The sequence below is a fragment of the Thalassotalea eurytherma genome (genome assembly GCF_030161415.1).
In the GTDB taxonomy this organism is placed as follows: Bacteria; Pseudomonadota; Gammaproteobacteria; order Enterobacterales; family Alteromonadaceae; genus Thalassotalea_G; species Thalassotalea_G eurytherma.
In genome coordinates this window covers 228,648-243,839 of the sequence record NZ_BSSU01000002.1, presented here as the reverse complement: position 1 = coordinate 243,839, position 15,192 = coordinate 228,648, and the positions used below count along the sequence as shown (strand labels likewise).

Genomic DNA, 15,192 nt, shown 5'->3' with positions numbered 1-15,192 from the left:
AACGAGTTTGTTGTGAAATGGGTAATGCTTTGTTTGTTACACGTGTTCACTCAAAAAACGAGTCAATTCACTCATCATTTAGGCTGAACCGTTTAATTATGCGCGAATTCATGCCATTTCTATGATTTTCTTTAAATCAACCAGCATGATATTTTCCATCACCTTAGGTATCTGTAGGTATTTTCAGTTTTTGTCAAGTTTGCTCTTGTCGAGAGAAGCGGTTGATAAAAATAGGTGGATGCCAATAAAAAAGCCCTGAATAATCAGGGCTTTTTAAATTATCTAATACGATAGAAAAGATTATGCAGCGTTATGCTCTTGCTTAAGCTCTTCTTGATACAGTGATTTGTCTGCAGGTAAGTCAATCGGATCAAAGTCATCTACATCAATTGCCGCTTTACGTGCAATCTCTGTCTTACGTAGTAACTCAGCTTCAGCTTCAGTAATTACGTTAGCTTCAAGACCTTTTTCAGCAACTAGATCTAAACGGAAGAACGGTAGTTTTTCACCAATAGCACGACATACTTTATCGAATATTGGCTCACTTGCTAAAATATCATCTAGTGTTTGTTCTAACTTACCAATTGGGTTTTCTTCTTCACGCGTTAAGTACTGACCTTGACCAATACGGTTACGTGTAGCACTTGGCGTTTGCAGAATACGTGCAACTTTGTGATCAAGCTTGTCTGAAGGACGCGTTACTGACTTACCGAATGGTAAAATAGTCATGCGTAAGAAACCTGCAACTGCTTTGTTCGGGAAGTTAGTGATTACTTCATCAATCGCTTCTTGAATTTTGAATAAGCTATCTTCAACTGCCCATTGCATTAACGGTGCATCTTCAGCTAAACGACCTTCATCGTTAAAACGTTTAAGAGTCGCTGATGCTAAGTATAAGTGACTTAGCACATCACCTAGTCTTGCTGAGATACGTTCGCGACGCTTCAAGTCACCACCTAAGGTTAACATTGCGATATCTGAAAGCATTGCTAAGTTTGTGCTGTAGCGTGTTAATAACTGGTAGTAACGCTTCGTCACGTCGCTGTATGGCGATGAAATTAATCGACTACCTGTTACAGAGAACCAAATGCTACGACATACATTGCTCATAGAGAAACCAATGTGACCGAATAACGCATGGTCGAAATCTCGTAGTGCTTGGCTGAAGTCTTTATTGCCAGCAGCTTCAAGCTCTGCAAGTACATAAGGATGACAACGAATAGCGCCTTGACCATAAATAATCATGCTACGCGTTAGGATGTTTGCTCCTTCTACGGTAATTGCTACTGGAGCACCTTGATAACCACGAGCTAGGTAGTTATTAGGACCCATACAAATACCTTTACCGCCATGGATATCCATAGAGTCAGAGATACAATCACGCATCTTCTCAGTTAAGTGATATTTAGCAATTGCTGAGATAACTGATGGTTTTTCACCTAAATCGATAGCGCCAGTTGAAAGGGTACTAACAGCGTCCATCATGTAAGCGTTACCGCCAATACGTGATAATGCTTCTTCAACACCTTCCATTTTACCAATTGGTAATTTGAATTGACGACGAATTCGGCTATATGCACCTGTTGCCATCGCGATAGATTTAACGCCACCTGTTGAGTTAGAAGGAAGTGTAATAGCACGACCTACAGATAAACACTCAACAAGCATACGCCAGCCTTGACCGGCCATTTCAGGACCACCAATGATGTAATCTAGTGGAACGAAAATATCTTTACCTTTTGTAGGACCATTTTGGAATGGAACATTTAATGGGAAATGACGACGACCAACATCAACGCCTTCAAGGTCTGTTGGAATTAACGCACAAGTAATGCCTAATTCTTTTTCATCACCTAATAAACCATCAGGATCTTGTAACTTGAATGCTAAACCAAGTACCGTTGCAACTGGCGCTAGCGTAATGTAGCGCTTGTCCCAAGTTAAACGCATACCTAGTACTTCTTTACCTTCAAATTCACCTTTACAAACAACACCAAAATCAGGAATTGAACCGGCGTCTGAGCCAGCTTCAGGGCTTGTTAAGGCAAAACAAGGAATTTCTTCACCACGCGCTAAACGCGGTAAGTAGTAATCTTGTTGTTCCGTTGTACCATAGTGCTGTAATAACTCACCTGGACCTAAAGAGTTAGGTACACCAACCGTACTTGCTAGTACTGAACTAGCACCTGTTAGTTTTTGAAGTACACGAGATTGTGCGTAAGCACTAAATTCTAAACCACCATATTGCTTTTTGATGATCATCGCGAAGAATTTGTTGTCTTTTAAATACTGCCAGATTTCTGGAGCTAAGTCGGCACGTGAGTGGGTTGTATCCCAGTCATCAACCATGCGACAAACTTCTTCAACAGGACCGTCGATAAAGGCTTGCTCTTCAGCGCTTAAACGCGGAGCAGGGTAGTTATGAAGTTTCTGCCAATCTGGTGCGCCGCGGAAAAGGTCGGCTTCAAACCATGTGGTACCAGCATCAATTGCTTCTTTCTCAGTGCGAGACATTTCAGGCATGATGCTTTGGAATGCTTTAAGCAAAGGCTTAGAGATATATTGTTGACGAATGTTAGTCACATTTAATGGTGCAGCTAATACAACGAAGATTAACCAACCAATCCATGAAACAACTTGGTAAAAACTACCCACTACCATTAAAGCAGTAAATAACAGTGTAAATGTAGAGAGCTTCGCTCGGGAATAGGCCATAAAGCCTGTTAGCGCAACGGCGCTTAAAATCCAAATTAATGTTTCCACTTGTTTTCCTTATTCATAAATAAGAGGTCTGACCACTAAAGGTTATAACGTAATCATAACAATTTCAAACATAATTTTCCGTTGTTGACGAATATTTAATACAATAGGCTGAAATCGCAGTAAAAAGAGTGATAAATAATGTGTGAATTGCTTGCCATGAGCGCTAATGTGCCAACGGATATTTGTTTTAGCTTTAGTGGTTTAATGCAACGAGGTGGCAATACTGGCCCTCATAAAGACGGTTGGGGCATTACCTTTTATGAAGGTAAAGGTTGTCGAAACTTTAAAGATCCTTTACCAAGTGCAGATTCACCAATTGCCAAGCTAGTGACAGAATATCCAATTAAGAGTGAGTTGGTTATTTGTCATATCCGTCAAGCTAACTCTGGCGCGATTTGTTTAGAGAATACCCACCCATTTATTCGTCCAATCTCTGGTAAAAATTGGACCTATGCTCATAATGGTCAACTTGCTGATTTTAAAAACAAACTACCTATTAACAATAATTTTCCTATTGGTACAACCGACAGTGAGCACGCTTATTGTTGGTTACTTGATCAACTAGAGGCCAAACAACAAGGTAAAGGTGGGAGTTTATGCTTACGCAACTTAGCGCCATTTATTGGCCAGTTATGCAGTGAGATTAACAAGCTAGGTGTTTTTAACCTGTTGCTGAGTGACGGTGATTATTTGTTTAGCTACTGTGCTAATAACTTGCATTACATTACAAGACGAGCGCCTTTTGGCAAAGCAAGCCTAATTGACGCTGAGATGGTAGTCGACTTTCAGCAAGAAACGACGGAAAAAGATGTGGTAACTGTTATCGCAACTCAGCCATTAACTGATGATGAAAATTGGCATAAATATAAGCCTGGGCAGTGGGTTGTGTTCAATGGTGGAGAAGTGGTTTTACAAGGACAAGAGCAGGTTAACTAGTACCACCTGCTCATTTATATCAATAGCTTGAGTGGTTATTTGAGTTCAAACGTATCTAATTGGGCTTCAAATTGATCAACGCCTTCTTTAATTTGGTATAACCGCACAAGTAAATAATCAAGCTCAGGTGCAAACCACGCATAAGTGACACGTTCTTTCTCGGCAACCTCACGTTTATATTTTAACGCTTTCACCAAGCCATAAGGTAGCATTAACTCTTCTTCGTTAACAAACTCGTATCGGTAGTTTTTAATTTTTCCTGAGGTTGTGATTACATCATGATCAAAGGATTCTTGCTTTGGGTTGTCAATAAAAGATAATCGTTGCTGCAGGTGATAACTAAGTTTGTCTTGTAAGCCATTACTAAAATCAATCGGTATTTCTTTTTCTTTAACGATATTATGAGCTTTGTTTTGGTTTGGGTAATATTGCCAGTGTTGCTTTTTATTTGGTCCGGTGCCTGAACGAGTAAATTTATACTCTTGCAGTATGAGTTGGTTATTATCAGTTAACTCTAATAAACTAGTCTCTTTTCGTTTGTCCGAAAAGATCATCCATTTACCTTTAGTTTGATAGCTATATTCTATTAGCCCGTTGTCTTGGATGGATAGTTCACGATACCCTTTGCCAACGGGATCGCCTTTATGAAGGATGTTATATTGAGCTTTAAAGGGGGCAATAGGAACATCTTGAGTAGTTGCTAATGTCGTTGTTGAAACAACAAGAGAAGTTAACATCGCGACAAGTTTGACCATCTATTACCACCTTTATTTTAATTATTATTCGTTCGCGTATCCTGATTCCGGTAAAGGTTGATCATCAAGATATGCTAGGTTTTCTACCATTTTTAAACGGCCTTGGCAAAACCATTTTACTACCAGTGGATAAATACGGTGTTCTTGTTCATGAACACGCATGGCAAGATCATCAGCATTATCTTCAGGGAAGATAGGTACCTTAGCTTGCAGTATTACCGGACCACCGTCTAATTCTTCGGTAACGAAGTGAACACTAACACCATGTTCTTCATCACCAGCATCAATTGCACGTTGATGTGTATGCAATCCTTGATACTTAGGCAACAAAGATGGGTGAATGTTCAATAATTTTCCAGAAAAATTATCAACAAAGGCTGGGGTAAGGATTCGCATGAAACCGGCAAGGACAATTAGATCAGGGTTATAGGCTTCGATCGCGTCAATAAGCGCAAGATCATAACTCTCACGAGTAGCGTAATCTTTATGGCTTAATACTTGGTTAGCAATGCCAGCTTCTTCGGCGCGTGTTAAGCCGTAAGCATCTGCTTTATTAGAAATAACACCTGAGATGGTAGCGTCAATTTGTTGAGCTTTGCAGGCGTCAATAATCGCCTGCAAATTTGAGCCACTGCCTGATATGAGTACGACAATATTAGGCATCAGTAATTAACCTTGGTTAATCACAACTTGCTCTTCACCATCGGCTTTGTCGCTAATTTCACCTATGTGCCAAGCGTTTTCACCATGCTCTGTTAGGATAGCCAAGCTTTGCTCAACTTTGTCAGCTGGTACAGCGATAATCATACCTACACCACAGTTAAATGTGCGGTACATTTCGTGAGTAGTGATGTTACCATTTTCTTGTAACCAGTTGAAAATTTCAGGCCACTGCCATGAATCACCCTTAATAACTGCTTGCGCAGATTCAGGTAATACGCGAGGAATATTCTCCCAAAAGCCACCACCAGTGATATGAGAAAGGGCAGAAACATCAACGTCTTTTAATAGCGCTAAAATAGATTTTACGTAAATTTTAGTTGGCGCTAATAGGTGTTCGCTTAACGGCTTACCGTTTAAGTCTTCATTGGTATCTGTATTGTTTACTTCTAATACTTTACGAATTAATGAGTAACCATTTGAGTGTGGACCTGAAGAGCCAAGGGCGATTAACTGGTCGCCAGCTTTTACTGCGCTACCGTCTAATAAGCGAGATTTTTCAGCAACACCAACACAGAAACCAGCGATATCGTAGTCGCCTGCATGGTACATGCCTGGCATTTCTGCCGTTTCACCACCAACTAAAGCACAACCAGATAATACACAACCATCGGCAATACCTGATACTACGTCAGAAGCAACTTCAACATCTAATTTAGCGGTCGCATAGTAGTCTAGGAAGAATAATGGTTCTGCACCTTGAACGATTAAATCGTTAACACACATAGCCACAAGGTCGATACCCACGGTATCGTGCTTTTTAAGGTCAATTGCTAAGCGAAGTTTAGTACCTACGCCATCGGTTCCAGCTACTAACACAGGTTCTTTATAGTTTGTTGGTAATTGGCAAACAGAACCAAAACCACCTAAACCACCCATTACTTCGGGGCGAGTTGTGCGCTTTACAGCACCTTTAATATTCTCTACAAGTGCATTACCTGCATCAATGTCTACACCTGCATCTTTATAACTTAGCGACTGCTTCTGATCACTCACGTGGAACCTCTAATTAATACGTCTATCTTTAGTGGCGCATATTCTATCAGTGCTGTGGCTTTGTTGAAACATAAAGGTAAATTATTTTTTAATACTAATTAAATTACGTATTTGTATGTTAAGATCCTGATTATGCAACCGATTCGTTATGAAAATATGACTAAATCACTCTTTTTATCTTTACTCTTGTTGATAAATTGTTTTGTTTTTACAGCCCGGGCTATCGAAGTTACTCAGTTATACACGGCAAAAGTAACGGTTGATGGCCAAAGTAATGCTGAACGAGCCAATGGTCTTAAGCAAGCCATGAAGCAAGTGATGCTAAAAGTGGGCGGTAACAGTGATTTTGAACAAGATGTGTCAATTGAATCCGCACTAACACGTCCTCAAGCCTATGTTGCGCAGTTTTATTATGATCGTGTTGATCAACAAAGCATGCTGATTGCTGAATTTGATGAATTGAAAATCAACCAACTATTTTATCAAGCAGGTTTGCCCATTTTAGGCAGTATTAGGCCTTTGCTTACCGTTTGGTTGATTGAAGAAGATAATCTTGAGCGCAAGATAATTGACCACTCTAGTGAACATCTATTAGCCCAAAAAGTGCAGGGGTTTTCTGCCGAACGTGCGGTGCCGATGGTGTTGCCATTAATGGACTTGGAAGATATTAACCGAGTGCAAGTATCAGATGTCTGGGGGCGTTTTGCCGAACCTGTAAAAGAGGCATCTGAACGTTACTTAGCAGAAGCCTCGGTGATCATTAGAGTTTCAAACAATACGCTAGTCGAGCCCGTATTCGTTGATGAAGAAACCTGCGAGGCGCCTTGCCAGGTTAATCAATATGCCCTTGACTGGAGTATCCTTGAGGGGGTTCAACAATTTGGTGAACGCCTTTATGGTAATAATCCTGAGTTATTATTAGAGCAAGCCCTAGAAGCGATTAGTTCGCATATTCACCAGCAGTATGCATTAAGTACTGATACAACCAATGTCATGACAATTGAGATAGCTAATGTCGGTTCGATGAAAACATTTGTCGAGATTTCACAATTTTTATCTGATTTTTCTGCGGTAAGTAGCGTTAAGTTACGTTATGCCGAAGGTGAAGTTCGACGTTTTGATATTGGGTTAATTGGCTCTGAACAAACGTTTATGGCGTCAGTGAAATTAGTTGATGCGCTGCAACAAATAATCGACCCACTTGCTGATATTGATGAGCAAGCGATTCCGGTATTTTATTGGCAAAAGTAATGAAATCACGTTCACAACTCACATTGTCGGTGCAATTACCTGACGACGAAACCTTTGCAAGTTTTGAAGTAGGGGATAATCAAAGTGTCGTCAATGAATTGAAACTGTTTATTGGCGGTGAAAGCCAATACCAAACACCAGCAATGTATTTGTTTGGTGCTCAGTCTGTCGGTAAATCACATTTGTTGCATGCTAGTTGTGCACATGCCGATACCTTAAGTCAGTCATCTATTTGCATGTCATTCAATGAGTTAATGAACTTTAGCCCTGAAGTACTTGATGGTTTAGAGTTTTACGACGTGATTTGCCTTGATGATGTTGACTTAATCGCAGGAAAAGCTGATTGGGAACAGGCTGTTTTTGATTTGTTTAACCGCGTTATCGAGCAACAACATAAATTGATCATATGTGGTCAAAAGTCTGTCAAGCAACTTGGTATCACTTTACCTGATCTCGTCTCGCGTTTAGGTTGGGGCTATGTTGAATCGATTAAGCCATTATCAGATGATGATAAAATCAGTGCTATTCAATTACGCGCTAGTCAACGTGGCTTGATTTTACATTTAGATGTCGCCAAATTTCTCTTTAATCGTGTTGAGCGCGATATGAAAAATCTCGTCACGAGCCTTGATGAGTTAGACAAAGCATCAATTCGCGATAAACGAAAAATTACCATTCCATTTATCAAAGAAGTTTTACTTTAAGCATTTCTTTTGTACGCCATTTGTTCTGCCCCTAAAGGCATGACCTAGCTGTTGGTAACGCCTTAGAAATGATGGCTGCAATAACAATAAAAATGCTTGATACAATTAAACATGCGGTGAGCCCGTGCGCTTGAAACACCCAACCTGATAGCACAGTTCCTAGCAATCTGCCCATGGCATTTGCCATATAGTAAAAGCCAACATCGAGTGAAACGCCATCTTTGTCAGCTAAACTCACTATCAAATAGCTATGCAGTGATGAATTAATAGCAAACAGCACGCCAAAAATGAGTAAACCAATCAACAACGCGTGAGGCATTGCAATTTTTAGGTACAAGCAAAGTGCAATCAGCATTGGCACAATAGCAAGACTAGACGCCCAAAACACGGCATCGCTTGGTTGTGCTTGATGGCCATTACGATTGATAATTTTAGGGGCAAAAGACTGCACTGCGCCATAACCAATTACCCATAAGGCAAGAAAGCCACCTACATAGTAATGATCCCAATTAAATGCTTGAGATAGAAACACCGGCAAAGCAACGACAAACCACACATCCCTAGCGCCAAAAAGAAATAGCCTAGCTGCTGAGAGCACGTTTATCGATTGACTCTTAGAAAATATCTCGCGAAACTTTGGCTTGTTTTTAGCTTTGCCTAAATCTTGTTTTAACGAGAAAATACTAAAGAGCCAAACAAGAAATAACACACTGGCCATGATGACCATCGCGCCTTGGAATGAGAACATGCTTAATAGCAAGCCACCAAGGAAAAATCCAACGCCTTTTAACGCATTCTTAGAGCCTGTTAATATCGCAACCCACTTGAACAAGGTGCCTTCTTGGCCTTGAGCCACCAACATTTTTATCGAGCTTTTTGCGCTCATTTTATTTAGATCTTTGGCGATACCTGACAACGCTTGCGCTGCCATCACATAGGCCATACCAAGGTAGGTTGTCGGCATGGCAAGCATTGCTAGGGCTATAATTTGCAGGCCTAAACCAATGTTCATGGTTTTATTTAAACCGAGTTTGGCCCCTAAATATCCACCAAATAGATTAGTAAAAACACCAAATATTTCATAGAACAAAAATAGCATGGCCACTTCTAGCGGCGAATAACCCAATTGATGGAAGAACAGCACGACTAACATTCTTAGTGCGCCATCCGTTAAGGTAAAAGTCCAGTAATTACCTGTAACAATCAGGTATTTTTTTACGTCTTGTGAAAGAGAAGTCGCCATGCTTAATCTACTTACTTGTCTGCTAAACCAACTTTTAAGGCAAGCTCTGCTGTGCGGTTTGCATAGCCCCACTCATTGTCATACCACAAGTACATTTTTACCTGTGTGCCATTAACGACCATGGTTGACAAGGCATCCACTACCGTTGAACGCGGATCGGTTTTGTAATCAATCGACACAAGGGGCTTTTCCTCGTAGCCAAGAATGCCTTTTAATTCACCATTTGCTGCTATGGCCATTAGCTCATTAATTTCTGTTTCTGTCGTGGCTCGGTTTAATTCAAAAACACAATCAGTAATTGAAGCATTTGCCAAAGGCACGCGCACTGCATGGCCATTTAATTTGCCTTTTAACTCTGGGAAAATGTGCGTAATTGCAGTCGCTGAACCCGTAGTCGTAGGAATTAAGCTCATGCCACAGGCACGCGCTCGTCGTAAATCTTTATGAGGCGCATCAAGGATTGTTTGTGTATTGGTAATATCGTGAATGGTCGTCATGCTGCCATGCTTGATACCTATGCTGTCTTGTAACACTTTAACAACGGGCGCCAGGCAATTTGTGGTACAAGACGCTGCAGTAACAATCGGGTGGCTGTCTTTGTCAAATAGGTCATCGTTAACACCCATAACAACGTTTAATACACCTTCTTCTTTTACTGGCGCAGTGACGACAACACGCTTAACGCCTTGATCTAGGTACGCTTGCAACTTAGCTTTAGATTTCATCACGCCTGATGCTTCGATCACCAAATCACAACCTGACCAGTCGGTGTCTGCAATTGACGTGTTACGTGATACGTCGATAATTTTGCCATCAATAATCATTTGTTTATCATTTGATGATACATCGTTTGGCCAAATACCATGGACCGAATCATATTTTAATAAATGGCTTAACGTTTCAGCATTACCTGCTGGATCGTTAATCTGAACAAACTCCATATCAGGCCAGTCGAAAGCCGCACGAAGTGCTAAACGACCCATACGTCCGAAACCATTAATTCCAACTTTAATTGTCATAATTTATTCCTAATAATGTCCAAAGAATGTTAATTGTTTATCTTTAGTTAACGCTAAAGGACGAATGGACTGAACGAGGTTTTTCGCTTCTTTTTTGCGGTAACCAAACTCGACAAGTAACAAAGCGATAACTAGCCCCGTTCGGCCAGAGCCACCTTTACAATGTACTGCAATAGTTTGTTTATCTCGTAGGCGTTGTAACAGCTCATCTTTATGTTTATGCCAAGCAGCAAAAAAAGCGTCTTCAGGCCCATCATCATCAATAATCGGCAATTGATACCAGGCAATGTTTTTTGACTGGCATTGTGCTGGTAATGCTGTGGCACCAAGGCGAGCTAACTCGTCGTTGTGCATAACAGAGACAATGGCATGTGTTTGTTCGTTAGCCAATGTTGTTACTGACGCTGCTAAGTTTTCTTCTTTTGTGCCTGGACATGGCGTAAAGATAATCTTTGCACCATTCTCAATCGTTAATGTGTCAAATGGATGAGACATTGGTTACTCCTTCTCGTTGAACCAGTGTTGGGTTTTAATAGCAAAGGCACATAATGAAAGCATGACAGGTACTTCTACAAGTACACCAACGACAGTAGCTAATGCTGCTCCAGAATGTAAACCAAATAATGAAATGGCGACTGCTACCGCCAATTCGAAAAAATTAGATGTTGCAATCATGCTCGCAGGTGCGGCGATACTGAACGTTAACTTCATTTTTTTAGCAGAAAAGTAGGTAATAAAGAAAATACCGTAGGTTTGAATAAGCAGTGGGATCGCGATCAATACGATGGCTTCTGGCTTTTCTAAAATGGTATTGGCTTGTAAACCAAATAATATGACGACGGTAGCCAATAAACCCACGATAGAAAACGGTTTAAGTTTCGCTAAAATGTCTTCAATACCATGGGCTTTTTTATCAAGTGCTTTGCGCGTAAAGTAGCCTGCGATTAGTGGCAATAGCACATAAAGTACAACAGATAAGAAAAGTGTTTGCCATGGTACGGTGATGTCAGAAACACCCAGTAAAAAGCCTGCAATCGGTGCAAATGCGAATATCATAATGATGTCATTTACCGAGACCTGCACCAGCGTATAATTAGCATCACCTTTGGTTAATTGTGACCAAACAAAAACCATGGCGGTACATGGGGCTACACCAAGCAATATCATACCTGCGATATATTGCTGAGCTGTTTGCGGATCAACAAAATCGGCGAATATGCCCTCAAAGAATAACCACCCTAATAATGCCATGGTAAAAGGCTTCACTAGCCAATTAATGACGACGGTTAACACTAACCCTTTAGGGTTTTTGCCGACTTCTTTAATCGAAGAAAAATCGATTTGAATCATCATTGGATAAATCATTACCCAAATAAGCACCGCGATTACTAAATTAACCTGTGAATATTCAACACTAGCGATAAGCTCAAATATTTGTGGCGCAAAATGACCTAGACTAACACCTGCTGTAATAGCTAAAGCTACCCAAACAGATAAATAACGTTCAAAAATTCCCATTTTACTAACCTCTATTAACAGGATGGTTCACGAGAGGGGCGATCTCTCATGTCTTTAAGACGACTTATTGCATCTTGGATATAACTCGGTTCATTAACCAACGTGGTATGAAGCGTATCTTTCATCCATTTTGGCAGTGTCGCATTTATTCGATAGAACACCCACTGTTGGTGTTTTCTATCAACTAAAATGCCTTGTTTTTTTAGCTGGGCTAAATGACGTGATACTTTTGGTTGACTGTCTTCATCAAGTGCTGTCATCAATTCACAAACACATAACTCTTGCTCTAACAAAATAAGCAGTATTGATTGCAAACGAATATCGTCAGTTAAACATTTAAAAAAGTGCGTAGGGTGAAGGGCTATTTTTTTGTAATCATGAAGTTGTGTTAATAAGGTATGTACTTTGCCATTTATCGTATTAAAGGCGTGGGCAAAGCTCGTTTCGGTATCGTCTATTTTAGGGTCAGTGATTGGCCAATGTAGGTAGTTAACACCATCACTTAACTGTTGGCACTCACTTGCAGCACGTTCACATAAGGTAATAACTAAATCAAAGTCATGATCTGACAGAGAGTTTATTGATTTTGATGACAAGCGCGTTGAATCGATATTGAAATTTTCGAGCGTTTTTAGCGCTTTTTTACTTGGGCAAGAAGGTTGCGTACCAGCACTATAAACGTCAATATTTTCTGCGCTATGATGGCGCAATAGCGCTTCTGCCAATAAAGACCGTGCTGAATTTTCTGTACACAAAAATAGAACTTTCATAAATCACCTTTGAGAGATTGAAAGTATTATATAATGAAAATCGTATATAACAAATTTGTTATGTTGTGATTTAATATAAATTTGTAAAGAAACGTCACGGTTGCTAAATATAGCGAATAAAAAAGCCTGCTCTTGCAGGCTTTTTGGGGCTGTAGCTCGTCATAAATAACTGATCAGCAATAATTGATTAGCTAATTATTTTTCCGGTAACGCTTTATGCCCATATGGCAATATTTCAATCGCACCATGTTGATGAATGGTTGGCTTAACGTTATCTACACTATTAATGAACATAGGGCTAGGTGTTGGGGATATGGTCAAGTTTTCAAGCCAGTCATCTCCCACAACCATAGGAATTGGTGTAGGTAGTGAATCAATTGCCGCTTGCACATCGAACTCAGGTAAAATGCGCTCAGTCACGTATTCTGCACGTAATGAGATACCTGATTCTGCAACGCGCCCTCGTTGACCCCAACTGACGATATAGTCAGTCACCGAAATACTATCGCCTTGCGGTAAATTGGTCACAGCAACATCGCGGCGAATACCGTAGCGGCTTTGCATCATTAGCTCTTCAAACAACATGGCTAAATCTTCTCTGGTAGAAGAATAGTTGTAATAATCGGTCGCCGCGTCACTTGAAAAAATGTTACCTATTTCTGTCGGTGAATATGCACGTTGAACAACGCTTGCACTTTCACCTCTAAAGCTTACTTGTGCTAGATCACGCATGACTTGACTATCCAGCGGGTAGGTAGCCGTTAACTTATCAGACTCCCAGTTAGTTGCTTGCGCTGCGTCTAATATGCGTGTTGAAGCACTATGGCTTTGCCATTCCGCTGGCGGGAAAAAATCATTGGCATGCGCGAGTTCATGATAAAGCAATGAGGTTAATCGATGCTTTCCTGCTTCAATATCTCTATCGGCTCTGAGCTCTCTAGATTGCCTAATATAGGCATAATCGTTATCACGAACATAACGCCATGGCATTATAAATTGTAATTCTTGTCCGAAGGAAGAACGGTAATCAGGTGCTTCATTGATCGTGTCGCGCTCCTGTGCAGTTAACCATAAATTCTCTGGATCAAGATAAATAGCGCCTGTTGCAGCCCAATAAAACGATGGACGAACATCGTAAGAAAGAACAACAGCTGTTGTCGCTCTTAGCAAATTTTTAAAGTCATCATTAGGGTCGTGATTTTCTAGGAAGCTTTTAAACCGGTCACCCATCCATCGGTGTGAGACAACGACTCTGTCCATGATGTCATCAACAGACGGTGCTGTTGTATCTTGCGCCAGTAATGGCAAGGTACCTAATGTACATGAACTTGTTAACTGGGTTGAATAAACACACCCTACAATACTGTTTGCATACGGTGTATTGGCATTGTAGGGAAACACTGTGGCAACAGGGTCGTCAAAATAAGCATTGTTAGCGATACTCGGCTTGTCTTCAACAAGTACGGCTACGATATCCGACTCTCCTGAATTAGCATCGGTAACCTGAAAGCTTATTAAGGTGTCTTGAGTAACGGATGGCGCATCAAAATAAATAACGCGGTTATCGACAGTATCGCCTACTTCGAGGGTTGCTGTTGGCCCTTGTATTTGTTGCCAGGATAAAGCGTTTTCATCAATATCATCACTGATCGCGGCTCTTAACGAGACTTTGTTGCCTTCAACGACATTATGCCCTGAATGGATGCTTACACGGGCATTGTCACTCGAGACATTAAACGTGCGTATTAACGTTTGTGATTGTCCTTCGCTCGTAAAGCTAACTTGAAATTCGTAACTGCCTGCTTGTTGCGGTAACACAGAGATTAGCGGTGCAGTTGCCGATAATATAGGCAGTGGCTCACCCGATACTTGTTGCCAGTTAATATTGGTTGGCGTTAGGTTCGCATTAGGGGGAAGTAAGAAAAGCTCTACGCTTTGGTTGATATTAATCGATTCATCGATAATCGTAATTTCATCGAGTGTTGGACCGGGTGTAACAATAGGTGGGGTCGATGGAGAACTACTTCCTCCGCCGCCACAACCTGAGAGTACAGTAATACCTGCGAGTGTCAGTAAAGACCCTAATGAACTTTTCATAACATTCCTTCGATTTCTAAATTATTGTTCAGCCTTTTTCTTTCTAATACTAAGACCGAGTTCTTGGCCACGATATTTCGCGTAGTAAGTACCACCGTAAAACATCATACTGGCAAAAATTAATTCAAGTGCTGCATAAACCCGTTCATCGGCTGATACCCATAGCGCTGTTAGGCTATGTAAAAAGTAAATCATCACGATAAAGTTAGACCAAGCATAGGTATATGGATTACCTTGCAATAACCCTTTCATCGGAAATAGCAAAGGTAGTGTAAACATCACTAATGACAAAGTTGGAGACAATGCCGATGATGGAGCAAGCACGATAAGCCATAAAGGCATGAAGATAAGCAAAGAAAAATAGCCGATTAATGCTATTTTCCTATACGTTTGTGTGCTGTGTTTTTGAGGTTTAGTCAT

General features: G+C 40.7%; 14 protein-coding genes. 3 read left to right on the top strand and 11 right to left on the bottom strand.

Translation table 11 applies throughout. The annotated features are described in order from the left end of the window. Nucleotides 1-300: 300 nt before the first annotated feature. Nucleotides 301-2,763 carry an acyl-CoA dehydrogenase FadE gene (gene fadE / locus QQK02_RS02555; RefSeq protein WP_284206381.1) on the bottom strand — a complete coding sequence of 821 codons (2,463 nt, stop codon included), beginning with the start codon at nt 2,761-2,763 and terminating at the stop codon, nt 301-303. 138 nt (nt 2,764-2,901) lie between these two features. Between fadE and QQK02_RS02550 the strand changes: the two genes are divergently transcribed. Then, nucleotides 2,902-3,699, top strand: coding sequence for a class II glutamine amidotransferase (locus tag QQK02_RS02550; protein WP_284206380.1), 798 nt, complete (start codon nt 2,902-2,904; stop codon nt 3,697-3,699). A gap of 35 nt (nt 3,700-3,734) precedes the next feature. Here QQK02_RS02550 and QQK02_RS02545 read toward each other — a convergent pair whose 3' ends face one another. Genes QQK02_RS02545 through purM form a run of 3 tightly spaced genes read right to left on the bottom strand, consistent with a single transcriptional unit; the run spans nt 3,735 to nt 6,170 of the window. Continuing rightward, a complete protein-coding gene (locus QQK02_RS02545; protein ID WP_284206379.1) occupies nt 3,735-4,454 on the bottom strand; it encodes a DUF3108 domain-containing protein in 720 nt (239 codons plus the stop codon). Between the two features lie 24 nt (nt 4,455-4,478). Next, nucleotides 4,479-5,117, bottom strand: a complete 639-nt coding sequence (gene purN, locus QQK02_RS02540; protein ID WP_284206378.1) for a phosphoribosylglycinamide formyltransferase — start codon at nt 5,115-5,117, stop codon at nt 4,479-4,481. A gap of 6 nt (nt 5,118-5,123) precedes the next feature. Then, nucleotides 5,124-6,170 carry a phosphoribosylformylglycinamidine cyclo-ligase gene (purM, locus tag QQK02_RS02535; RefSeq protein ID WP_284206377.1) on the bottom strand — a complete coding sequence of 349 codons (1,047 nt, stop codon included), beginning with the start codon at nt 6,168-6,170 and terminating at the stop codon, nt 5,124-5,126. Between the two features lie 132 nt (nt 6,171-6,302). Between purM and QQK02_RS02530 the strand changes: the two genes are divergently transcribed. Continuing rightward, nucleotides 6,303-7,421: a DUF2066 domain-containing protein gene (locus QQK02_RS02530; protein ID WP_284206376.1), complete on the top strand. Its 1,119-nt coding sequence runs from the start codon at nt 6,303-6,305 to the stop codon at nt 7,419-7,421. Next, a complete protein-coding gene (hda, locus tag QQK02_RS02525; RefSeq protein WP_284206375.1) occupies nt 7,421-8,125 on the top strand; it encodes a DnaA regulatory inactivator Hda in 705 nt (234 codons plus the stop codon). The genes QQK02_RS02530 and hda overlap by 1 nt, the downstream gene beginning before the upstream one ends. Before the next feature lie 31 nt (nt 8,126-8,156). Here hda and arsJ read toward each other — a convergent pair whose 3' ends face one another. From arsJ to QQK02_RS02490, 7 genes are all read right to left on the bottom strand, one after another. After that, the gene (gene arsJ, locus QQK02_RS02520) at nt 8,157-9,368 is read right to left on the bottom strand and encodes an organoarsenical effux MFS transporter ArsJ (RefSeq protein WP_284206374.1); all 1,212 of its coding nucleotides are present in this window, start codon (nt 9,366-9,368) and stop codon (nt 8,157-8,159) included. Between the two features lie 11 nt (nt 9,369-9,379). Beyond that, a complete protein-coding gene (locus QQK02_RS02515) occupies nt 9,380-10,387 on the bottom strand; it encodes an ArsJ-associated glyceraldehyde-3-phosphate dehydrogenase (protein ID WP_284206373.1) in 1,008 nt (335 codons plus the stop codon). A gap of 9 nt (nt 10,388-10,396) precedes the next feature. Next, the gene (locus QQK02_RS02510; protein WP_284206372.1) at nt 10,397-10,882 is read right to left on the bottom strand and encodes a phosphatase domain-containing protein; all 486 of its coding nucleotides are present in this window, start codon (nt 10,880-10,882) and stop codon (nt 10,397-10,399) included. 3 nt (nt 10,883-10,885) lie between these two features. Continuing rightward, on the bottom strand, nt 10,886-11,905 hold the full coding sequence (arsB, locus tag QQK02_RS02505) for an ACR3 family arsenite efflux transporter (RefSeq protein WP_284206371.1): 1,020 nt from the start codon (nt 11,903-11,905) through the stop codon (nt 10,886-10,888). A gap of 14 nt (nt 11,906-11,919) precedes the next feature. Continuing rightward, nucleotides 11,920-12,675: a metalloregulator ArsR/SmtB family transcription factor gene (locus QQK02_RS02500; protein ID WP_284206370.1), complete on the bottom strand. Its 756-nt coding sequence runs from the start codon at nt 12,673-12,675 to the stop codon at nt 11,920-11,922. A gap of 195 nt (nt 12,676-12,870) precedes the next feature. Next, complete coding sequence (locus QQK02_RS02495; RefSeq protein ID WP_284206369.1) at nt 12,871-14,772, bottom strand: hypothetical protein; 1,902 nt, start codon at nt 14,770-14,772, stop codon at nt 12,871-12,873. A gap of 21 nt (nt 14,773-14,793) precedes the next feature. Further along, nucleotides 14,794-15,192, bottom strand: coding sequence for a DUF2069 domain-containing protein (locus tag QQK02_RS02490; RefSeq protein ID WP_284206368.1), 399 nt, complete (start codon nt 15,190-15,192; stop codon nt 14,794-14,796).